Raw genomic sequence first — 21,987 nt, forward strand, 5'->3', positions numbered from 1 at the left:
AGAGACCAACAAAAAAAGGCGCCACCCGCAAGGGTGGCGCCTTTTTCATGTCTGGCGATGAAAGCAGCCGGCAAGTTCAGCGCCGGCTGCGATAGGCCAGGCAGGACTCTTCCAGTGCGGCGAGATCCGGGATCACCGCTTCCTCACCGGACAGCGCAACGTGCATCAGCTCGCCCAGCGCGCACTCGGCGTCGCGCCCGGCGAGTTCCTGCGGGGTTACCCGCACCAGGCGCGGAGTACCCTGCAGCACCATCGCGAAAAAGGGCAGGTCGCCTTCAGCATTGCCACTGCTCAAAACCGCAATCCGGCAATTGCTGCGCAGTACCGGCATCGGGTTGCCTCGCATCACTTCAAAGGCCACCAGTGGCAGGCGCAGTTCGCGCCAGTGCAACTCACCCATGTACCAGTCCGGCGCGTCGAACGCGGACACCGGGCTCTGCAACGCAATGATTTCCGACAGGGTATCTACCGGAACCAGCAGCTGCCCATCGGTCAAAGGCAACAGCAAGCTGCTGACTTCCTGTGGTATCTCGGTGGTGGGCAGGGCTTCTACTCCGCTCATTTCCATCAATCTCCGCCGCCGGTGCGGCTATGTTCAGTCTACCTCGAGGGGCAGGCGCTGCGCTCAGTGCGCAGCCTCTACCTCTGTGTAATCGTGGATGGCCGACAACAGGATCTCTTCCTGGTACGGTTTGCCGAGGTAGTGGTTAACCCCCAGCGACAACGCGTGATCGCGGTGTTTCTTACCGGTTCGGGAAGTAATCATGATGATCGGGATATCCCGCAAACGGGTGCTGGAACGGATATGCCTTGCCACTTCAAAGCCGTCCATGCGCGGCATTTCGATATCCAGCAGGATCACGTCTGGCATGACGTCCTGCAACTGGATAATCGCATCCTGACCGTCTTTGGCTGTGGTTACGGCGTACCCTTCACGCTCAAGGAAACGTGTCGTTACCTTGCGCACGGTGACCGAATCGTCCACCACCATCACCAGCTTCTGGGTTTCAGGCTCTTCGCGCGTCGCCATCTGCACCGGCGCCTGCAGCACCGGCGTTTCCGGACGAGCCAGCATCGCGGAGTGCTTTCGCAGCAGCGCGTGGGCGTCGAGAATCACCACCACGGTACCATCACCGGTTACCGTAGCCCCGGACACACCCTGGACGCCGGCAAACTGGGCACCCAGGCTTTTCACCACAATCTCGCGGCTGCCCAGGATCGCATCCACCTGCAGCGCCATGGCGGTCGTCTCGGAGCGCACCAGCAACACCGGCAACTGCATGTCTTCCACATTCAGCTTGGGCTGGGCGCTGGACTGTAACAGGCTGCCGAAATAGTTCACCTGATAGGGTTCGCCCGCATACTCAAAACGTGCATCGGGCGAGCGGTAATAGTGCTCCAGCTCAAACGGGCTCAGGCGCACGATACCTTCGATCGTATTCAGCGGCAGGGCAAACAGGTCTTCGCCCACTTTCACCATCAGCGCCCGGTTCACCGACACGGTAAACGGCAGGCGCACGACGAACTCGGTTCCCTGACCGAGCTGGGAGCTGATCGCAACGCTGCCACCGATCTGCTTGATTTCAGCAGACACCACATCCATGCCGACGCCGCGACCTGAGATCTGGGTGACCTTGTCCGCGGTACTGAAACCGGCCTGCAGGATGAACTGCATGATTTCGTTATTGGAAAGCTCCGCATCCGCCCGCATCAGGCCACTCTCAATGGCCTTCTCGCGCACGCGCATAAGGTTGATACCGGCGCCATCGTCGCTGATCGTCAGCACCACCTCACTGCCCTCACGGGCCAGCATCACCGCGATGCGGCCGCGCTCCGGTTTCCCGGCCGCGCGACGTTTTTCCGGTGTTTCAATACCGTGGTCAACCGCGTTGCGCAGCATGTGCTCCAGCGGTGCAACCATCCGCTCAAGCATGGAACGATCCAGCTCTCCTTCAACGTTGGAGAACACCAGATCCACCTGCTTGCTCAGCTCGGCGCCCACCTGACGCACAATCCGGCGCAGGCGCGGCACCAGGCGCGAGAAGGGCACCATGCGGCTGCGCATCAGGCCTTCCTGCAATTCGGTGTTTACCCGTGACTGCTGCAGCAACAGCGTTTCTGTGTCCCGGGTTTTATTGCCCAGGGTCTGCCGCAGCTCCAGCAAGTCCGATGTGGATTCAAGCAGCGAGCGCGACAACTGCTGAATGGACGAGTAGCGGTCCATTTCCAGCGGGTCGAAGTCGCCATCCTGCTCCGCCAGCTGTTCCTGACGGAACAGGATCTGTGCTTCGGTTTCTTTGTCGAGGCGGCGCAACTGTTCATTCAGGCGCGACAAGGTGGAATCCATTTCGTCCAGGGCGAGACCGAATTCAGAGACCTGCTCTTCAAGACGACCGCGGGAGATAGAGGTTTCACCGGCCAGGTTTACCAGCTCCTCAAGCAGTTCCGACGCAACGCGCACCATTTCCTGGGGCTGGTTGCGAGGCTGCCCGCCGTCGCGATCCTTGATTCCCTTGCCCTTGCGTATAAACGGCAGCACATTGCTGGCCGCAGCAGCCGGGGCCGCCGGTGCCGGGACTGTCGCCGGCAGCAGCTCCTGCTCGCTCACTTCCTCAGCAACTTCGATGGCCTCTGCGCTGACCTCCGGCAACTCTGCCTGAGACTCTTCCGCAACCGGTGCAGCAACGTAGTCGACCGGATCTACCTGCACCGCTTTTTCATCGGCCCAGTTTGTTTCCAGCAACGCACAGAACGCATGCAACTGGTCACCGCCCATCCAGGCGCGCACGGTTTCAACGCCGGCGGCAAGGCGGTCATAAATTGCGTGGGCATCGGCAAAGAATGCCGCTGACGGCGCGCTGCCGCTCTGCATATTTTCGATGACGGTTTCGAAGCGGTGGGCAACCTCACCCAGCCCCATCAGCGCCGCCATACGTGCACCACCCTTGAAGGTGTGCAGCACGCGCTTCAACGCTTCTGCCTGCGCCTTGTCGGCGGGATCCTGCTCCCAGGCCTGGATCAATTCTTCCAGCTCGTCGACAAGGTCGCCGGCTTCCTCGAGGAATACCTCGATAACATCCGGGTCGATATCCGCCAGCAGTGCCTGCTGCGCGGCATTCAGGTCACCCTCTTCGCCTGTCGCCGCCTCGGAGGCCACCACAGCAGCGTCCGCTACCTGTGGAGGAGCCACTTTATCTTCTGCTGCAGCCTCTTCCCGGGCATCTGCCACCGGGGTCGCCGGGGAAGCGGCTTCCGCGATATCTTCAAAACCTTCCAGGTCGGTGAGCTCGAACGCTGCGAAGTCATCGCTCTCAGAAGACCTCGGCGCGTCGCTGGCAACTTCTTCCATAACCAGCTCGAAGTCTTGCGCTTCAGACTCCACATGTCCGGCTTCGGCACCCACCGTCTGGAACCAGTCCTGCGGCAGCGCATCGCTGTCTGCAGACGCCTCATCGGCTTCATCGACAGCAGCAATGGAAGTCACCTCTTCTGCCCACGCGACGTCGAGCGCAGGCTCCAGGGTAACTTCCGCCGCCACCGACTCGACATCAGTCGCTTCTTCTGCGGCCACCAGATCATCAAAACTGAAGTCGGCAAACTGCTCTACAGGATCCGCTTCCACGACCGGTGCGGCGACGTCGTCAGTAATCGCGATCGGCGCTTCCGGCTCTTCGCTGCCCAAGACCGGAAGGTAGTCTTCACTTTCGATACCGTATTCGGAGAGGTCGTAATCATCCTCTTCCTGACCATCGTCACCCTGGGCAAGGGTGCGCAGCGCGGCACCAACCACTTCACTGACTTCTGGCAGATCCTGTGCCGCGGCGACGGCATCGACCAGATCCAGCAACTCATTGTGGCCCTGCTCCAGCGCCGCCCACAGCGCCGGCTCTTCTTCCAGGTGCCCGTCAATGACCTGCTGATAAACCGCCAGCAACAATTGGGAAAGTTCCTGCAGGGTCGGCAACTGCGCCTGACCCGCAGCTCGCTGCAGCACATCAAGCTCCTCGGCCACGGGCAGCAGGATGCTGCGATCACCCGGGCTGGAACGCCACTGGTTCAGCATCTGGTCGGCATCCAGCAGCACCTTCATGCCGTCAGCCATGATCACGGCGAGCAACTGCGGGTCGACGGCTTTCGGCTCGTTGGATTCGCGTTCGCGGATCAGGTGACCCACTGCGCGCTCCTGAAGCTCGGCAACGCGCGCAACAAACTGCTCGGCGCGCTCCACGAACAGCGGCTGGCCGCTGTAGATCTGCTCCAGAACCGCCTTCACATAACTGGCGGCATCGCTGAGGAGATCAAAAATATCGCTGTCGATTGAAACCTGGTAGGTGCGCAGCTCTTTGACAAAGCGCTCGAGCGGCGCCACGAGGTCCGCTACCGGTGTCACCTCCGCCATGTGCGCAGACCCCTTCAGGGTATGCAGCGCGCGGTGCAGGGGATCCGACGGTATTCCGTAAACCGGCGCAGCGCGCTCCATATTGGCGAGGAAGTCCGCAACCACCGCCAGATGCGTTTCCGCCTCTTGGGCAAATATTTCCCAAAGCTGCGCATATTCATCGCTGCTGTCGGCGATGTCGCTGTCCTGGCTGCCATATGCCTGCGGCTGGCTATCAGCCGGCGCAGCAGACTGCAGTAATTCCGCGGGCACTTCGCCCGCAGACAAGCGTTTTGCCCAGGCTTCGAGCTCCGCAGTCCGCGCAGGATCCGGGTCGCCGCTGCTGGTGCGGAATGCGTCGATCATCGACGGTAGCTTGGCCACCACATGTTCGATCAGCAGCACATGCGCGCGGTTGGGACTGACGGTTTCGTCGAGCACCCGGTTGAGCATGTTTTCAACTGCCCAGGCCAGCTCGCCAATTTCCAGTGCCTCGACCATACGGCCGGAGCCTTTCAAGGTATGGAAGCCGCGGCGGAACTCCACCAGGGAATCGCGATCGGAGAAATTGCTCGCCCACAGCGGGAAGTATTGGCCGATGGTCTCCATGACCTCGCCCGCCTCTTCCAGGAATATCTCGATAATTTCGTCGTCGATGATGCTGCTTTCGTCATCATCCTCAGCGCGAGCTGCCTCGATGGCTGCAGAATCGCCGGCGACCTCATCTGCTGCTGGAGCGGACGCCTCAATGGCAGGCTCCGGTGCCGGAGAAAACCAGCTTTCATCCAGCAGGGAAGGCTCTGTCGAAGCCGTTTGCTCTGGGCGCTCTTCAGCATCCGGCGCAAAAACATTTTCTTCACTTTCAAACGACGCGCCGGCCACTTCAGGCTCGGGCGAGGCATTCTCAGCCGCGGCATCGCTGTCAAACTCAAACGAATCCAGTGCCCAGTTGTCATCAACCCCGGCACTATCTGTCGCGGTGACACCTGCGGTTTCGCCGCTTTCTTCAGCCTGCATTTCCGCCAGCTTTGCCAACGGATCGGACTCGGTGAACTCGTCGATTGCGTCATCGGCACTGCGATCTTCAGCAGGCTCGGTATCACCGCCGCCAACCGAGTATCCGAGCGCAGCCACGCTGTCTTCCGCCAGCGCCAGCAGCATATCTGCATCTTCGATGCCGTCTGCGCGGCGCTCGAGGTAGTACTCGACACTGGTCACCGCATCAGCGAGGGTATCCAGCAGTTTCCAGTCCGGTTGCTCACCGGCATTGATCAAGCGGTCTTCAATGTAGTTGCGGCAGGCGGTAACAATTTCACCGGCACGGCGGTAACCCACCATATCCAGGCCACCGCAAACTTCCTGCAGACGCTTGGGTACGGCGGTAAGGTGACCCGCATCCCAGTGACTGGCGATGTACTCAACCACCGCCTCTTTGACGGTTTCCAGTCCGATGCGCGCCTCGCGCAGGACGCGCGCAGTGGCTTCGCCCATCAGGGGCGAGTCGCTATCAATTTTCTTGTCCCGCTCGACAACAGCGGCGAGGCCCGAGTCCAGCTGAACCAGCTCGGAAGCGGCCTGCATCAGCAGCTCTTCAGGATCTTCGCAGCGCGACGCATCGCGGAGGAATTCGTAAATGCTGCGCGCTCTAACGCGCAGGTTTTCGAGCCCAAGAACGCCCAGGGTATCGGCGATGCGCTTGGCAATGACCGCTGTATCGGAAAGGGGCGCCACTTCGCTGTTGGTGACGCTGGGATCCAGCGCCTCGCGCACGTTCGCCAGCTCTTCGCGCAACGCATTGACCGCGGTGCCCATGGCATCCGGCCCCATGGCCAGTGCATCTTCGGTGTCCGGTCGCGGCGTGCCAGGCACAGCCTTGTCCAGGGCGTATTTCTCGTACAGGGCAGTGGTGCGTGGACCGTTTGGACCACTCAGGTAGACATAAAACAGGAGGTTGCGAATCAGGTCGCGATCCGGGCGCACGTCCAGTACGCGCACGCCCTGCCCCTGCAGTAGACGGAACTCCACATCGAGTCTGCGCAACAGCTGGCGCAGGGCAGGCATGACGCTCACACGGTGGTCGGCGAGGCCTTCCAGTACGCCCTGGACAATTTCCCACAAATGCTGGCGAGGGCTGCCACTGTAAAGCAACCCCATTTTTTCGCAGACCTTGGCCAGATAGGCGAGGCTCTCACCACTGTTCACATCGCGAATCAGGGACGCAGCAGCGACGTGATACATCTTGCGCAGCTTCGCCACCAACTCACCGACTTTGGCCGGGTCGTTTAGCAGGGGCTGGCGCTTGCCGGAGAACTGCTCCAGTGCAGACAGGTTCGGGGCGAACAGCGCCCCTTCGGTGATCAGGCGTTCACGGCGAACGGCACGCAGGTCGTTCAGCAGCGGCAGCAACAGCACCGGGTTGTCGCGGCGCTGGAAGGCAATTTTTTCCAGATAAAGCGGGAGCTCAAGCAGCGCGCGCATGAGGAATTCGCGCGTTTCATCGCTGTTTTCCACATCGCCATTGGCCAGGGCCTGAACCAGCTGCTCCATCTCTTCGGCCAGCATGGCGGCACCGGCGAGCTCCGCCATGTGCAGGCTGCCGTGAACCTGGTGAATCAGGTTGAGACAGTTGTTCAGCAGGCTATTGGAAGATTCACCGGAGACATCCGGGGACGAGGAATCCGAGGCAAAGGTTTCCAGCTGTTGACGCGCCTGAGCCAACGTCTCGTTGATTTCGCCTATCAGCCAATCCAAGGCTACAAAATTGGGATTGTCGCGACTCACGCCAAGTCCTCGGTAATTCAGTTTGCTCGCGCGCAGGCAGCGCTTACTGCTGCTGCCTGCTGCTTCGCATCCCAGCGGCCGATAACCGCCGGGATGCCCGCGTTATCGTTATCGGTATGTGCGGTGTATCAGGCCAGGGCCCGCTCTTCGCGCTCGTGTTCGGAGAGCTGATCCTCGGCGCTTTCGTCCTCGAGCATCGGGAACTCTTCAGACAGATCCGCCAGATCGCCACCGTACAGATCACTGTCACTGTCGACGTCGTTTTCAGTCGGCAGTTTGAAGCCGGCTACGGAGTCGCGCAGCGCCGAAGCGGTCTGGGCGAGGTTACCAATGGACTGTGCGGTAGCCTGGGTACCGGCAGAAGTCTGCGAGGTAATCTCCTGAATCACGTTCATCGTGTTGGAGATGTGGCCCGCAGAGGAAGCCTGCTGGCGTGCCGCGTTGGAGATGTTCTGAATCAAGGATGCGAGGTTGGTAGATACCGTCTCGATCTCTTCCAGGGCAACACCCGCGTCCTGGGCCAGGCGGGCACCGCGCACCACTTCAGTGGTGGTGGATTCCATCGATACAACCGCTTCGTTGGTGTCCGACTGAATCGCTTTAACCAGGCCTTCAATCTGCTTGGTTGCCGCAGCGGAACGTTCCGCAAGACGCTGTACCTCGTCCGCAACCACCGCGAAGCCTCGACCTGCATCACCGGCCATAGAGGCCTGGATCGCAGCGTTAAGTGCCAGAATGTTGGTCTGGTCGGCAATGTCGTTAATCAGGCTTACGATGTCACCAATCTCCTGGGAAGATTCACCCAGTCGCTTGATTCGCTTGGAGGTGTCCTGAATCTGCTCGCGGATAGTGTCCATGCCCTTGATGGTGTTCTGTACCACCTTGGCACCGTTACTCGCGATCTGTACCGAGCGCTCCGCAACCTGTGCGGATTCCGCGGCGTTCGCAGATACCTGGTCAATGGTCACGGCCATTTCGTTAACCGCGGCAGATGCACCGGCGATTTCCTGAGCCTGGTGCTCGGAAGCCTCGGCCAGGTGCAGAGCCGTCTGCTGGGTTTCCTGGGACAGGGAAGATACTTCCTGTGCCGCGCCGTTGATTCGGGATACCAGCACGCGCAGCTGGTCGATGGTGTAGTTGATAGAGTCCGCAATCGCACCGGTGAAGGCCTCGGTTACCGTAGCGGAGGTGGTCAAGTCACCGTCTGCGAGGTCGGCCAGCTCGTCCAGCAGCTGCATAATCGCCTGCTGGTTACGCTCGTTGGTCTCAGACTCTTCGCGCAGGCTGCGGCGGGTACCGGAGAATGCCGCAATCATCATGCCGAAGATCAACAGTACGAACACACCGGCGATGATGGCGATGGTCTGGTTGTTGGGCTGGCGTACAGTGGAGAGACTAACGATACGGTCGTTCAGGGTAGACAGTGCTTCCAGCAGTTGCGGAGAAGATGCCGCAATACCGTCAGCCGCCTGGCGGGTAGCAAACAGTGCCGGGGTCGCTTCGAAGATCTCGCGTACCGAAGAGCTCACGAACTCGAACAGCTCGGTAATTTCTTCCAGAGACTCACGGGCCTCACTGTCGGTCACGCGGGAAATACCCATCACCACGTCACCGCTCTTCATGCCCTCTACTACTTTACCGAACAGGCTGGCGTCGGTATTGAACTGGTCGGCGGCAGCTTCCGCATCGTCACCACCCTGGAGCATCTTGTCGATGTTTCGACCAATACGCTCCGCGCGCCATACCTGCAGCTGGGCCTGCTCCACCTGGTTGGCCGGGGCATTGTTGGCCAGCAGGATTTCCACGATATTGTTGTGCTCTGCCTGCAGTTCCGGCAGCGAGTCGTTCAGGGTACTCGCTACGTCGTTCAGGAAGATAATGGAGTCTTTGTTGCCGATAATGGTGTCGGCCTGCTCACGCAGCTGGCGCCACACCTGGCCGTAGTTGGCCAGTTCCTGGTTCAGCGCACTGCGGCTGCCCTCGTCCATGTTCTGCAACACATTCCAGGTAGCCGACATCTGGTTGATCACTTTCTCCAGATCGGCAAACGCCTCTTCGTCACCAGCGGTCGCCGCCGGTGCGTAAGATACAACCTGGTAGGACAGTGCGCGCAATTCGGCAACGTCCTGCAGGTATTCCTTATCCCGGTCAGCCTGGGTCTGCACCAAGTAGATGCTGACAATCAGCCCCGCCAGTGTGGCGAGTACCAGCAAACCCATAAACAGCGCCGCAGGGTTACTGCGCAGCGCAGAAAATGAACTCTGGGAGCCTGTTTTCATAATTTACTCCTGGCGGACCTGTGCCCAGGCCAATTCTTGTTATAACCACTACCCGGACTCCGTGCCCGGACTTGCCGCAACACCCCTATTGATTAATAGGGGCGCCCCATTCCGGCGATTGCCGATAAACCTTGTCGGCCGCTCAGCCTAAAACTGAACGCCCCATGCTTACCCTTGTAACAGCGGGCAAGCACTGAGTTTGACGATTGAATCGCGCTCAACCTCATCCGGACGATTCGCCCCGGAGACGCTTGCGAATACCCAATACCACAAACCTAAAGCAGCGGCTCAATGAGCCGCTGCATCCGCAAACTGGAAGTCATTGATCAACGCCTGAAGATCAAACACCAGCCAACGGTTGTCCTGGAGGACAAACTGGCCATTGACCATAGGCGCAAAAGGCTCGACCAGATCCGAAGGTGGCAGCTGGCCGTATTCAAGCGCGAGGTGCTGCATACCATGCAGCTCGTCAACGATCAGCCCGACATAGAGCTTCTCGTGTTCGACCACCAGCACCCGACGGCGCTGGCGAGGATTAATCAGGTGACCACCAAAAAAAGCGGCCAAATCGAACAGCGGCAGCAAGCGGCCACGAACGTTGGCAACGCCTCGAACCCAGGGCTGGACGCCGGGGATAAAGGTGTAGTGAGGCACCTCCAGCAATTCCACCACGTCGTCCATGGCGGCCACAAAGCGATGCCCCAGCAGCGAGAAGCCAATGCCCGTCCAGAAAGGTTTTACCTCCTGACGGGCAGGCAGCCCCTGTGCCTGCGCTTTTGCGCGATTGGCAATATCAACCAGCGCGAGATAAGGGGTAAGAGTTGATTGCACGGAGACTCAACGTCGGCCTCAGGCCAACACCTCCTCAATGGTGCCCAACAGCTTGCTTTCGTCTACCGGCTTGGTCAGGTAGGCACGCGCACCCTGGCGCATCCCCCAAACACGATCCGTGTCCTGATCCTTGGTAGTGACGATAACGATGGGGATACCACTGGTTTCGCCGTTCTTGCTCAGCTGGCGAGTTGCCTGGAATCCGTTCAGGCCCGGCATAACGATATCCATCAGGATGACATCCGGGCGCTGCTCACGAGCCACGTCCACTCCGTTCTCACCGTTGGGCGCGGTGATTACTGCGTGACCGTTTTTTTCCAGAATCGTAGTCAGCTTGTGAGTTTCGGTTGGTGAATCGTCAACGATTAGCACTCTTGCCATCTTTATTCCCCCAGGATGGTGTTATCCGCAGTTGTCTTGTGCAGCATTGCTAGTCAGCCCTGCGGCTGTTGTTGGTAACGGCCACCGGGTTTTCTGTACGGTGGCTACACACTTTTTTATTGATTGCCGAAGTCTAAGCCCGGTTGCGCGACTTTCCTGTCACTCTTGGCACCCCCCGGTAGCCAGGCGCCACATTCCAATGCGCGCATAGCAAAAAGTGGGCATAGCATACGCCATTTTTGCCAAAGGTTTCACACTCTCGGTGCAAATTACCTATCAAGCTGCGTGGTGCGGCTTGGCGTGGGCAGAAATCGCTCCCAGCAGCTCACTCTTGCTGAATGGCTTGGTGAGATACTGGTCGCAACCAACCACGCGGCCCTTGGCCTTGTCGAACAACCCGTCTTTACTGGACAGCATAATCACAGGCGTGCCGCGGAACTCGCTGTTGTTCTTGATCAGGGCGCAGGTCTGGTAGCCATCCAGGCGCGGCATCATGATGTCCACAAAGATAATGTCCGGACGCGAGTCGGCAATTTTTGCCAGCGCATCAAATCCGTCGGTAGCCGTAACCACGGTACAACCCGCTTTCTGCAATAGTGTCTCTGCGGTGCGACGAATCGTTTTACTGTCGTCGATCACCATCACGGTGAGACTTTCCCAATTCAGTTCCATAGTGCTCTTGTATCCCCTGTCTACTTATTTTCAGGTGCAGCAGTTAAATATGGTTTGCCACACCTTTAGTGCAACCTCATTACGGGGTTTTGATCGTTGCTTAGTTGGCTGCGGCCAGCGGACGCAGGTCAGGAGGAAACTTGTATCACAGAAGACAGAGTGAATCTAGCGACGATCAGGCACCCGATGGAGCAACGATCAAAATGTGAGCAGAGACACAGTTCGCGGCCCTTGCAGCCGCAACAGACTACTTTTAACGTAGCCACTTTCCGCCGGCTCAGGCTGCGGCAACTGCACCGCACAGCCCAAGCCAGTGCTTTCATATATAGAAACGGAAACCTGTATGAGCTTTTCCCTTGGCGTGGTCATGGACCCAATCTCCCAGATCACCTTCAAAAAGGACACTACCCTGGCCCTGCTCCAGGCCGCGCAACGCGCAGGCTTTACCCTGCACTATTTCCTGCAGTCCGACCTTTATCTGGACGGCGGCAAGCCTATGGGCAACGGAAGCCCGCTGGAAGTGTTCGACGATCCGGAAAAGTGGTTCAAGCTCGGCGAACGCGCACCGATGCACCTGGGGGATCTGGATGTAATCCTGATGCGGGTCGATCCCCCGTTCGACAACGAGTACATTTACTCTACCTATATACTCGAGGCCGCCGAGCGCGCGGGCACGCTGATTGCCAACAAACCGCAGTCACTGCGCGACTGTAACGAGAAAATATTCGCCACCCATTTTGCCGAATGCTGCCCACCCCTGATCGTCAGCCGCGACATGCAGCAGTTGCGCGCCTTCCACAAGGAACACAAGGACGTGATTTTCAAACCGCTCGATGGCATGGGCGGCACCGGCATCTTCCACGTCAAGCCAGACGGCAGCAATCTCGGCGCGATACTCGAGATGCTGACGGATAACGGCAAGCGCCAGATTATGGGGCAGCGTTACATCCCGGAAATCAAGGACGGCGACAAGCGCATCCTGGTGGTGGATGGCGAGCCGGTACCTTACTGCCTCGCACGCATCCCCGAAGCGGGCGAAACCCGGGGCAACCTCGCCGCCGGCGGCCGCGGCGAAGCGCGCCCACTAACCGAGCGCGATCTGTGGATCGCAAAACAGGTTGGACCGACCCTGAAAGAAAAAGGCCTGCTGTTTGTTGGCCTCGACGTAATTGGCGACTACCTGACCGAAGTCAACGTCACCAGCCCCACATGCGTGCGGGAAATCGACGCGGCCTTTGGAACAGACATCGGCGGATTATTGATGCGCGCAATCACAGACCGGCTGGCACAAAAAGGGTAAACTCACCCGTTTGTGATGGGTCGCAGGCAACGCTCTGCGACCCGACCATTCCCGGCAGTAGTAGATACCAATAATCACAATGACCGCAGCAGCTAGCCAGCCCCAAAACCCGGCCCCCGTCGCCGCGAGCCACGCCACCCAGGGAGACCGGTTTACCTTCGCCCTGTTCCTGGCCTGTGCCGTACACGCATTGGTAATTTTTGGAATCGGGTTTACCGCGCCGGAAGCGAAACAGGCTCCGCCCACGCTCGAAGTGACGCTCGCCCAACACCGCGCCTCCGACGCCCCGGAAGATGCCGACTACCTGGCACAGCACAACCAGCAGGCCAGTGGTACCGCGGAAACGCCCAGGGAATTGTCCACCGATCGGCGAGCCGAAATTGCCGACACCAATATCCGTCAGGTCAATCCACTGCCGCAGCAACAGGCCGCGCGCCCCGCGGATCAGCTGCGACAACTGATCACCACCATTGGCGACAGCCCGCAACAGGCGCCCGAGCTCCCCGCAGAAGACAAGCGCTCGGAAGAGAAGCGCGGCGATGCCCCCAGCGACCTGCCGCCCACCAACCCGGAAATCGCCAGCCTGCAGGCACGGCTGGATAAAATCCGCCAGACCATCGCCCAGCGCCCGCGCGTGCGGCGCCTCACGTCCGTGGCCACCAAAGCCTCTGCGGACGCGGCCTACCTGCACGACTGGCGACAAAAGGTGGAAGCCATCGGCAACGACAACTTCCCCGAAGAAGCCCTCAGAAACCAGATTACCGGCAACCTGCGCATGATGGTGCGCCTGCTCCCTACCGGCGCAGTGGAGGATGTGGTGATCCTGGAGTCCTCCGGCGAGCGCATTCTCGATGACGCCGCGCAACAGATCGTGCGCCTGGCAGCGCCATTCGCGCCCTTCCCGGCCGAAATCCGCAAAGAGGCGGATCGACTGGAAATCATCCGCACCTGGCGCTTTGAAATGACCGGTTTCTCCACCGCCGCAGGGCAGACGCCGAGCCGCGGCTGAAAGCCCCGCCAATGAATCAGCACCTAAACTAAACCCATGCAGCCATCCAATATCGACAGTGACCTGACCCATTCCAGCCTGCGCGGCCAGCTGTTACTGGCCATGCCCGGAATGGAAGATCCGCGTTTTCACAAAGCCGTCACCTTTGTCTGCGAGCACTCTGCGGAAGGCACCATGGGCATCGTCATCAACGCGCCGAGCAAAGTCCTGTGGCGCGAGGTGTTCAGCCAGCTGTCGCTGGAGGACAACAGCCTGCGCGGCGATGAACCGGTGATCATGGGCGGGCCGGTTGCCCAGGAGCAGGGCTTTGTCCTGCACGGTCGCGGCATGAAATTCGCCTCCACGGTGGAGGTGTCTGACGATATCAGCCTGACGGCATCCAAGGACATCATCGAGTCGCTGGCCGCCGGCCGCGGCCCGGACGACGTACTGTTGGCCCTCGGCTACGCGGGCTGGGGGCCGGGGCAGCTGGAATCGGAAATCGCCGAGAACGCCTGGCTCACCCTGCCGGCCGAACCGGAAATACTCTTCGCCACCCCCTGGGAAAAGCGCTGGCAGCTCGCCGCGGCCCGCCATGGCATCGACCTCAGCGGCATCAGCAGCCAGTCCGGCCACGCCTGATCCTGCCTTTAAGACGCAGCCCCTCATGAGTAAAGCCATCACCGCACTCGCCTTCGACTTTGGCACCGGCTCCATAGGCCTGGCCTACGGGCAGAGCCTCACTGGCAGCGCCCGCGAACTGCCGCCCCTGCCCGCCCGCGACGGCCAGCCCAACTGGGATCAGGTCAAGAAAGCGCTCGACGAATGGCAGCCGCACACGCTGCTCGTGGGCCTGCCACTCAACATGGACGGCAGTGAGAGCGAGATCTGCGCGCGCGCGCGTAAATTCGGCCAGCGCCTGCACGGCCGTTTTGGCCTCCCGGTAGAGTATGTCGATGAGCGGCTCAGCACCCGCGCCGCAAAGGATGAAGCGCGAGACCGCGGTCACCGCGGCAACTACGCCGACGAACCCATCGACTCCATCGCCGCGCGCATTTTCCTGGAAGACTGGCTGCGCACGCAGGGCGACCACTGATCGCCCCATCGCCGCGCACAAGCTGTTAGACTTGCGCGCAAATTCCCAACAGATCCGAATTCCGCATACCAGAGCCACGCATGTCTGACACCTCCTCCATCTCCCGCATCACCATAGCCACCCGTGAAAGCGCACTGGCGCTGTGGCAGGCCCACTACGTCAAACAACAGCTGGAACTGCACCACCCGCAGCTCGAAGTCGAGTTGCTGCCAATGACCAGCCGCGGGGACCAGCTGCTGGATATCCCCCTGAACAAGGTGGGCGGCAAGGGCCTGTTTGTGAAAGAGCTGGAAAAAGCGATGCTGGATGGCCGCGCGGACATCGCCGTGCACTCCATGAAAGACGTGCCGATGGAATTTCCGGAGGGGCTGCACCTGTCCGTTATCTGTGAGCGCGAGGATCCGCGCGACGCCTTTGTAAGCAATCACTTCGCTTCTATCGAAGAGCTGCCGCAAGGCGCCGTGGTGGGAACCTCCAGCCTGCGCCGACAGTGCCAGGTCCTGGCCCTGCGCCCGGACCTGGAAGTGAAATTCCTGCGCGGCAACGTCAACACCCGACTGGCGAAACTGGACGCCGGCGAGTACGACGCCATCATCCTCGCCGCCGCCGGCCTGCTCCGCCTGGAAATGCGCGAGCGCATCGCCGCGTTCATCGAGCCGGAAGTCCTGCTGCCAGCCGGTGGTCAGGGCGCCGTGGGTATCGAGTCCCGTCGCGACCCGGCACTGGAAGCCCTGCTTGCGCCCCTGCACCACGACCACACCAGCCATCGCCTCACCGCTGAGCGGGCCATGGTGCGCCGCCTCAACGGCAGCTGCCAGGTGCCCATCGGCTGTTACGCCACCCTGTCCGACGACGATGCCTCCCAGCTCTACCTACGCGGCCTCGTCGGCAGCCCCGATGGCGAAACCATGCTGCAGGCAGAGGTGCACGGCACGGTGACCGAAGCCGAGCAGCTGGGCATTCGCCTGGCGGAGCAACTGCTCGACGCCGGCGCCGACAAAATCCTCGCCGCCCTCTGACCAAGCGTGACCGTGGATCAGCCGCTGCGCGACAAACGCATCCTCCTCACCCGGCCGGCACACCAGTGTGCCGGCTGGCAGGCCCTGCTCGCGGAACAGGGTGCGCGCTGCGACAGCATCCCGATGCTGGAAATCGCCCCCTTTACGGGCGACGACCCCGCCGCAGCCCAGGCCATCAGGAACCTGATCCTGGATTTCGACCAGTGCGACCACGCCATATTTGTCTCCCAGAATGCGGTGCACTGGGGCTTCGACTGGCTCGACGACTACTGGCCACAATTGCCCCTGGGCCCGCGCTTCTATGCCATCGGTGCCGCCACTGCGCGCGCCATCGCCGCCCGTGGCGCCGAGCCTGAATGCGACGAGACCCTCGACAGCATGGACTCGGAGGCGCTGCTCGCACTGCCCGCGCTGCAGCACCCGCAAGGTACCCGGGTTTTCGTGTTCCGCGGCCAGGGTGGCCGCACCCTGATCGGCGACACCCTGCGCGAGCGCGGTGCGCGCGTCGACTACTGCGAGCTCTACCGCCGCCTGCTGCCCGCCGATGCGCCGGCACAGCTGGGCGAATACGCGTACACGCCGGACGCCATCACCGTGCACAGCGGTGAAACGCTCGACAACCTGCACCAGTGCCTGCAGCACAGCCGGCGGCCGGAGCTGCTGCGGGTACCCCTCATCTGCCCCAGTGCCCGCGTTGCGCAGCAGGCAAGGGCGCTCGGCTTCAGTCGCGTCACCGCCGCGCAGAATGCCGGCGACCCGGCCATGCTCGCCGCACTGCGTGAGGCACTCGCCGCCTAACAACCCCGCAGCGGCGCGCAATCCGGTAAAAAATTTCAATTGCACGCCATACTTCGTATAAAGAACGGCGGTAGTCGCTATAATTTGGCGACAAAATTTCTATAGCACGGCCACGCGTTACCTGCGCCCAGCATCCGAAAACTCGGTGCTTGTCACAGCCGTGATATTCATTCGCGAGCGAACCAACTCCATGAGCGATAAGAAAGCCCCGCCAAACGCCAGCGACAAAGCCCCCGCAGAGTCCCAGGACATCCCCATCGTGACCGAAAAGGCGACGCCGAGAAGCAACTTCGCCAAGGCCGATCAGGAGAAGCAGCAGGGGAAACCGGCGGGCAAGGACGGCGGCAAGACCCCGCCGCCGCAAAAAACCGCGAAGGCCGCCCCGAGGAAAGGGCTCGGCTGGCTCTGGTTCTGGCTGTTCCTGCTTGCGCTGATCGCAGTGGCGGTCGCGGCCTGGTATTTGTTCCCGAGCGTGCGCGAGCAAGTGGGCCAGCACCTGCAAGGTTTGCCCCTGGTCGGCAAACACTTCGACACCGCGCAGGCACCCGGCACCTCCAGCACAGGAACACCCAGCGGCACCGCCAGTACGGCAACCCCGGATCAGTCCGGCACTGCTGGCACCGAAACGCCGTCCAGCCAGGAGCCCGCGTCCGGCAGCCACACCACCACCAGTGACAGTGACAGTGAAGGTTACGGTTCAACGCCACCTGCCGGGACATCCAGCGAGCCCGCCACAGCTGCGGAGCCCGAACAACCGGCCTGGCAGCCCCAGGGAACCTCGCCGAAGCCGCCCACAACCGTCGCCCCGCCGACCCCGGATCACACAGCCGCACTGCGTGAGCAGCTGCAGCGACAGGCCGAAACTATCAACCAGTTGCAACAGCAACTCGCCGCCATGCAGCGCAATGTGACCGCCCAGGGCAATCGCCTCAGCCAGCTGGGCAATGCCAGTCGCGAAGACTGGCAGCTCGCCGAAGCCGACTACCTGCTGCGGCTCGCGAACCAGCGCCTGATGCTGGAACAGGACAGCCGCGCCGCCCTGGGGCTGGTGCAGGAAGTGGACAAGATCGTTCGCGATGTGGATCTGCCAGACCTCTACGGCGTGCGCCAGCAACTGGCCCGCGACCTCACCGCCCTGAAACTGGTGGAAAACGTCGACCGCGAGGGGATTTACCTGCGCCTGCGCGCCCTGGAAGAACAGCTGGTAAAACTCAACATCCAGCCCAAGTTCGATCTCGCCACGCCGGATGCGGCGCAAGCCGAGCAGCAATCCGCGGAAAGTGAAGCCGGAGACAACCGCTTCCAGAAAAGCTGGAACAACTTCACGAACTTCCTCAAGGGTTCCGTGCGGATCCGCGATGCCGAAATCGACCCGGTGCTGCTCTCACCGCAGAGCGAAACCCGCTTCCGGCAGACTCTGCGCCTGAGCATGGAGCAGGCTGAGCTGGCACTGTTGCGTGCCGACAAAACGGTCTACAGCGACGCCCTCAAGCAGGCGCGCGAGCTGTTGATGCAATACGGTGTGGACAATCCCCAGCGCCAGGCCCTGCTGCGGGAACTGGAAGCGCTGTCCAACGAGACCATCGCCACCGATCTGCCCAACCTCAGCGCCTCGCAGTCGGCACTGCGCAATTACATAGACCGCATGCACAAGACCGCCGACGGCCAGAGTGACGGAGGCGAGATCCAGTGAAACGCTTTCTGTTCTTTACCCTGGTACTGCTGCTCGCCGGGGCACTGCTGGCCGAAGCAGTGCGCTCCTATCCCGGCTACCTGATGGTGATGATTGGCGGCGAAGCCGGCAAACGCATCGAAATGAATCTGTGGGTCGCCATCGGCGGGCTGGCCTTCGGCATTCTGGCGCTGTTCGTGTTTTTCTGGCTGCTGCGCAGCCTCGCGCGGGCCATCGAGGGTGGCTTCAGCCGCATCCGCTTTGGCCGCAGCCGCCTCGCCCGCCGCCGCCTCACCAACGGCCTGGTGGAATACATGGAGGGTAACTGGACGCGCGCCCGTCGCCTGTTGCTCAAGAGCGCCGCGCGCTCAGATGCGCCCATCATCAACTACCTCGCCGCCGCCCGCAGCGCCTTCGAGCTGGGCTACCGCGACGAGGCCAATGAATTGCTGGCAAAGGCTGAAGCCACCGGCGACGACACCCAGCTCGCCGTGGCCATTACCCAGGCGCGCATGCAGCTGCTCGACAAGCACTACGAGCAATGCATCGCCAGCCTGCAGCGCGCGATGCAGGAAGAACCCAACCACCCCGCCCTGCTGCAGCTATTGCGCCAGGCGTACTACAACATCGGTGAATGGAACGGCCTGCGCGAACTCCTGCCTCGCCTGGAAAAACACGGCACCATGCCGGAATCGCAACTGCAACAGCTCGAGCTGGAGGTCTACCAGCACCTGCTCCGGGAAGCGGCCGCGCGCCAGAACAGCGAAAAACTGCGAGAGGTATGGCAGAGTCTCAACGGGCGCTGGCAGCGCAACATCGAACTGCGCAACCTGTACGGGGAAATGCTGCACCATGTGGGTGAGGATACCGAAGCGGAAAAACAACTGCGCTGGATTCTCAATCGCGAGTGGCGCGGTGATACCGTGCAGCTCTACGGCCTGCTGACCGGCGCCGATGCCAGCCAGCAGCTCGCCGTAGCCGACGGCTGGCAGAAAGAGTACGGCGAGAACGCGGACCTGCTGACCTGTCTCGGCCGGCTCTGCCTGCGCAACGAAATCTGGGGCAAGGCGCGGCAGTATTTCGAAAAAAGCCTGTTGTTGCGCTCCGACCCGGCAACCTCCGCCGAACTTGCGCGGCTGCTGTTTGCCCTCGGCGAAAAGGAACAGGCCGCCCGCCTGTATGAGCAGGGCCTGCTGCAGGCGGTTTCCAACCTGCCACAGCTTCCGCTACCCGACCAGGGCGGCGGCCTGCTCAGTACACGAACACCTTGAAACGGCCTCGCTGAAAGCATGCATAACGTTTTAAACAATCGCAGAAAACCGGCGATGCTGCGCGTCGCGGCCAGCCTACTGTTGATGGCAATCGGCACCAGCCTTAGTGCCGTTGCCGAAGAATACCGGGTACAACCGCGCGACGCCCTGCTCAGCGACTACAACTACCCCTATCCGGTGCGCTTCCATAAGTTCAATGCACAACAGCAGCCATTGCGCATGGCCTATATGGATATTGCGCCTCAGCTGCCGGCCAAAGGCACGGTTGTGTTGTTACACGGAAAAAATTTCTCCGGCGCATACTGGCAACGCACCATTGAGGCACTCACCACTGAGGGTTACCGCGTTATCGCGCCCGACCAAATCGGGTTCGGCAAATCCAGTAAGCCAGCCCACTACCAGTTCAGTTTCCAGTCACTGGCCGAGCACACCCGTTCACTGCTCGACACCCTCGGCATCGACAACGCCTACGTTGCCGGGCACTCCATGGGCGGCATGCTCGCAACCCGTTTTGCGTTGATGTACCCGAACCGGGTCGCGAAGCTGGTACTGGTAAACCCCATAGGTCTCGAAGACTGGAAACGGGTCGTCCCCTACCAGACAATCGACGACGCCATTGCGCAGGAAATGCAGCAGACGCCCGCCATAGTCAAAACCTACATGACCAAGGCCTACTTTGACGGGCAGTGGAAGCCGGAGTACAACCCGCTGCTGGATATTCAGGGCGGCTGGAGCACTGGCCCGGACGCGGAAAAAATCGCTGTTATTGACGCCCTCACCTCCGACATGGTGTTTACCCAGCCGGTTTTTTACGAGTTCAGCGAGCTGCGCGCACCAACATTGCTGATTATCGGCACCCGGGATCGCACCGCGATCGGCCGCAATCGCGCTACGCCGGAGATCCAGAGACAACTGGGCAACTACGAGCAACTTGGCAAGCAAACGGCCGACAAGATTCCGGGGGCACGCCTGGTGGAACTGGAAGGCATTGGCCATGTGCCACAATTTGAAGCCTTCGATTCTTATATCGACGCGTTCACTGATTTTTTGGCGGAAAATACGCAAAGCTGAGCGCAAGGAAACGTGGTCTCAAATGCGCGATCCACGCGGCAGCTCAAACTGCCGTTCATTCATAGAATACCGCGAGCCAAACGGTAAGCTCTGCGGGTGCCGTCCAGCTAACGCGGTGCCGGCAGTGCGCCGGGATATTGACGTGATCTCCGACCTTCAGAGTAAGCTCGCGACCATCCTCAAATACCAGCCTGGCGGCGCCCTGTAACACCAGCACCCACTCGTGCATGTCCTGATCGTACCACTGCCCTTCCGGAGTCGCCTGGCCACGGGACACTATGCGCTCAATCTTCACATGCTTTCCACCGGCGATGTGCGAGAACACCTCGCCCGCAAGGGCAGATGGTAAATCCGAGAATAGGTTTGGCACCGGTTGCTCCACGATGTTAATGACCTGGCAAAATACCTGCGTTACCCCAACGGAGTTCATAGCACGTCCCCCGGCGCTGCCGTCGAAAAATCCAGCGCAGGCTTGCCGCCGGTGACCGCTAGGCAGTTTCTTGCACAGATGCCTGACGCACTGGAAAACTACTGCCCAGTGAAAGTATCACGCCACCCAATACCAGCAGGCAGCCCAGAAAGGTTATATCTCTACTTGGGCCTTCCGTTTGTGGCTCGATTAAAAATGCAGAAAGAAGCACCGGCTGGCTAATCACAATCATCAATGACCCGAAATTCTGGAGATTTTTTCGGAGCTGACCCTTTCTTTCGATCCAATAGCATCCGATTACAACATTGATCGCACCGACAAACAGTAGGTACATATGCGATGCGCGATACGTCATTCTTTCCGCACTCATCTCCTGATCTGGCAGACCAAGATATCTGAGCATGTACTGGCCGGTTACCGCGAAAACAACCAGGAACAGTAAACCACTAAGCAGATGAATTCTTTTCAAAATTTTTCTTCTTGTTTTTTGACTAACACCGCGAGCAAGCAGTCCCGTTGGGACTGCAAGACCAGAGCAAATTGCCTTTTATTCTAGGTATTGGACATGCCAGTAAATGCCTGATACGTAAAATAGCCCAAGGCCACCACCAACACCCAGAAGAAAATACTTACCAGAACCACCCAAAACCCGTCTGGCTCTCGACCGTTTTTTGTGAAGGGCTTGCACAACAGTTGGCCCGGTATCTGAAATATTACTTCAGCCGCAGTAGTGAAGATAATTTCAAAGATGAAGCGACCAAGCACTCGAAAAAGACCACCAACTATTTCTTCCATGAAAACACTCTAGATACTCAAGATGCTTAACGCCGCCGGCAGGGGCAGCTTACCTTATGCGCGTTTTGCGCGAAAATGAGAACGAAGCGACCGCGTATAAAGTGCACAAAGTTGGCCGTCGGCCTGCAGCGCCTTGTATGGCCTAATTCCCCAAATATTCGGTAAGGTGAGACCCGTAACTTACCACCATAAGTTACCGGCCCGGCAGCCCGATGAGCGATAGGT

18 protein-coding genes are annotated in these 21,987 nt (G+C 60.4%); 10 read left to right on the top strand and 8 right to left on the bottom strand.

The genetic code is table 11. The features are described 5' to 3' along the window. Window positions 1–76 precede the first annotated feature (76 nt). From ACNKU7_RS16055 to pilG, 6 genes are all read right to left on the bottom strand, one after another. Entirely contained in the window at window positions 77–562 is a 486-nt protein-coding gene (locus tag ACNKU7_RS16055) for a chemotaxis protein CheW (RefSeq protein ID WP_418298014.1), read from the bottom strand. 63 nt (window positions 563–625) lie between these two features. Beyond that, complete coding sequence (locus ACNKU7_RS16060; RefSeq protein WP_418298015.1) at window positions 626–7,159, bottom strand: hybrid sensor histidine kinase/response regulator; 6,534 nt, start codon at window positions 7,157–7,159, stop codon at window positions 626–628. Between the two features lie 128 nt (window positions 7,160–7,287). Continuing rightward, on the bottom strand, window positions 7,288–9,438 hold the full coding sequence (locus ACNKU7_RS16065; protein ID WP_418298016.1) for a methyl-accepting chemotaxis protein: 2,151 nt from the start codon (window positions 9,436–9,438) through the stop codon (window positions 7,288–7,290). 288 nt (window positions 9,439–9,726) lie between these two features. Further along, on the bottom strand, window positions 9,727–10,269 hold the full coding sequence (locus tag ACNKU7_RS16070; protein WP_418298017.1) for a chemotaxis protein CheW: 543 nt from the start codon (window positions 10,267–10,269) through the stop codon (window positions 9,727–9,729). Between the two features lie 18 nt (window positions 10,270–10,287). Further along, entirely contained in the window at window positions 10,288–10,650 is a 363-nt protein-coding gene (gene pilH / locus ACNKU7_RS16075) for a twitching motility response regulator PilH (RefSeq protein WP_418298018.1), read from the bottom strand. A 276-nt stretch (window positions 10,651–10,926) separates the two neighbouring features. Continuing rightward, on the bottom strand, window positions 10,927–11,322 hold the full coding sequence (pilG, locus tag ACNKU7_RS16080) for a twitching motility response regulator PilG (protein WP_418298019.1): 396 nt from the start codon (window positions 11,320–11,322) through the stop codon (window positions 10,927–10,929). Between the two features lie 343 nt (window positions 11,323–11,665). Between pilG and gshB the strand changes: the two genes are divergently transcribed. The 9 genes from gshB (at window position 11,666) to ACNKU7_RS16125 (ending at window position 20,537) form a co-directional block, all read left to right on the top strand. Further along, window positions 11,666–12,622: a glutathione synthase gene (gene gshB, locus ACNKU7_RS16085; RefSeq protein WP_418298020.1), complete on the top strand. Its 957-nt coding sequence runs from the start codon at window positions 11,666–11,668 to the stop codon at window positions 12,620–12,622. Between the two features lie 79 nt (window positions 12,623–12,701). Further along, window positions 12,702–13,631, top strand: coding sequence for an energy transducer TonB (locus tag ACNKU7_RS16090; RefSeq protein ID WP_418298021.1), 930 nt, complete (start codon window positions 12,702–12,704; stop codon window positions 13,629–13,631). A gap of 36 nt (window positions 13,632–13,667) precedes the next feature. Further along, window positions 13,668–14,252, top strand: coding sequence for a YqgE/AlgH family protein (locus ACNKU7_RS16095; protein ID WP_418298022.1), 585 nt, complete (start codon window positions 13,668–13,670; stop codon window positions 14,250–14,252). 25 nt (window positions 14,253–14,277) lie between these two features. Beyond that, the gene (gene ruvX, locus ACNKU7_RS16100; RefSeq protein ID WP_418298023.1) at window positions 14,278–14,706 is read left to right on the top strand and encodes a Holliday junction resolvase RuvX; all 429 of its coding nucleotides are present in this window, start codon (window positions 14,278–14,280) and stop codon (window positions 14,704–14,706) included. Between the two features lie 80 nt (window positions 14,707–14,786). After that, window positions 14,787–15,725 carry a hydroxymethylbilane synthase gene (gene hemC, locus ACNKU7_RS16105; RefSeq protein WP_418298024.1) on the top strand — a complete coding sequence of 313 codons (939 nt, stop codon included), beginning with the start codon at window positions 14,787–14,789 and terminating at the stop codon, window positions 15,723–15,725. A 12-nt stretch (window positions 15,726–15,737) separates the two neighbouring features. Then, entirely contained in the window at window positions 15,738–16,523 is a 786-nt protein-coding gene (locus ACNKU7_RS16110) for a uroporphyrinogen-III synthase (RefSeq protein WP_418298025.1), read from the top strand. 190 nt (window positions 16,524–16,713) lie between these two features. Next, window positions 16,714–18,216 carry a uroporphyrinogen-III C-methyltransferase gene (locus tag ACNKU7_RS16115; protein ID WP_418298026.1) on the top strand — a complete coding sequence of 501 codons (1,503 nt, stop codon included), beginning with the start codon at window positions 16,714–16,716 and terminating at the stop codon, window positions 18,214–18,216. Further along, window positions 18,213–19,466, top strand: coding sequence for a heme biosynthesis HemY N-terminal domain-containing protein (locus ACNKU7_RS16120; protein WP_418298027.1), 1,254 nt, complete (start codon window positions 18,213–18,215; stop codon window positions 19,464–19,466). The genes ACNKU7_RS16115 and ACNKU7_RS16120 overlap by 4 nt, the downstream gene beginning before the upstream one ends. A 54-nt stretch (window positions 19,467–19,520) precedes the next feature. After that, window positions 19,521–20,537, top strand: coding sequence for an alpha/beta fold hydrolase (locus ACNKU7_RS16125; protein ID WP_418298028.1), 1,017 nt, complete (start codon window positions 19,521–19,523; stop codon window positions 20,535–20,537). A 55-nt stretch (window positions 20,538–20,592) separates the two neighbouring features. Here the strand turns inward: ACNKU7_RS16125 and ACNKU7_RS16130 are convergent, their stop codons facing one another. Together ACNKU7_RS16130 and ACNKU7_RS16135 are read right to left on the bottom strand one after the other, a co-directional pair. Next, window positions 20,593–20,907, bottom strand: a complete 315-nt coding sequence (locus tag ACNKU7_RS16130) for a cupin domain-containing protein (RefSeq protein WP_418298029.1) — start codon at window positions 20,905–20,907, stop codon at window positions 20,593–20,595. A gap of 118 nt (window positions 20,908–21,025) precedes the next feature. Next, on the bottom strand, window positions 21,026–21,436 hold the full coding sequence (locus ACNKU7_RS16135) for a hypothetical protein (protein WP_418298030.1): 411 nt from the start codon (window positions 21,434–21,436) through the stop codon (window positions 21,026–21,028). Window positions 21,437–21,483: 47 nt separating this feature from the next. Between ACNKU7_RS16135 and ACNKU7_RS16140 the strand changes: the two genes are divergently transcribed. Then, window positions 21,484–21,792 carry a hypothetical protein gene (locus ACNKU7_RS16140; protein ID WP_418298031.1) on the top strand — a complete coding sequence of 103 codons (309 nt, stop codon included), beginning with the start codon at window positions 21,484–21,486 and terminating at the stop codon, window positions 21,790–21,792. The last annotated feature ends 195 nt before the right edge of the window (window positions 21,793–21,987 follow it).

Source organism: Microbulbifer weihaiensis, assembly GCF_048323715.1.
Classification (GTDB): domain Bacteria; phylum Pseudomonadota; class Gammaproteobacteria; order Pseudomonadales; family Cellvibrionaceae; genus Microbulbifer.

Bases quoted from the DNA above. Each gene is read 5' to 3' on its own strand.
- ACNKU7_RS16055 (WP_418298014.1), bottom strand. From the start codon at position 562: ATGAGCGGAGTAGAAGCCCTGCCCACCACCGAGATACCACAGGAAGTC.
- ACNKU7_RS16065 (WP_418298016.1), bottom strand. From the start codon at position 9,438: ATGAAAACAGGCTCCCAGAGTTCATTTTCTGCGCTGCGCAGTAACCCT.
- pilH (WP_418298018.1), bottom strand. From the start codon at position 10,650: ATGGCAAGAGTGCTAATCGTTGACGATTCACCAACCGAAACTCACAAG.
- pilG (WP_418298019.1), bottom strand. From the start codon at position 11,322: ATGGAACTGAATTGGGAAAGTCTCACCGTGATGGTGATCGACGACAGT.
- gshB (WP_418298020.1), top strand. From the start codon at position 11,666: ATGAGCTTTTCCCTTGGCGTGGTCATGGACCCAATCTCCCAGATCACC.
- ACNKU7_RS16090 (WP_418298021.1), top strand. From the start codon at position 12,702: ATGACCGCAGCAGCTAGCCAGCCCCAAAACCCGGCCCCCGTCGCCGCG.
- ACNKU7_RS16095 (WP_418298022.1), top strand. From the start codon at position 13,668: ATGCAGCCATCCAATATCGACAGTGACCTGACCCATTCCAGCCTGCGC.
- ruvX (WP_418298023.1), top strand. From the start codon at position 14,278: ATGAGTAAAGCCATCACCGCACTCGCCTTCGACTTTGGCACCGGCTCC.
- hemC (WP_418298024.1), top strand. From the start codon at position 14,787: ATGTCTGACACCTCCTCCATCTCCCGCATCACCATAGCCACCCGTGAA.
- ACNKU7_RS16115 (WP_418298026.1), top strand. From the start codon at position 16,714: ATGAGCGATAAGAAAGCCCCGCCAAACGCCAGCGACAAAGCCCCCGCA.
- ACNKU7_RS16125 (WP_418298028.1), top strand. From the start codon at position 19,521: ATGCTGCGCGTCGCGGCCAGCCTACTGTTGATGGCAATCGGCACCAGC.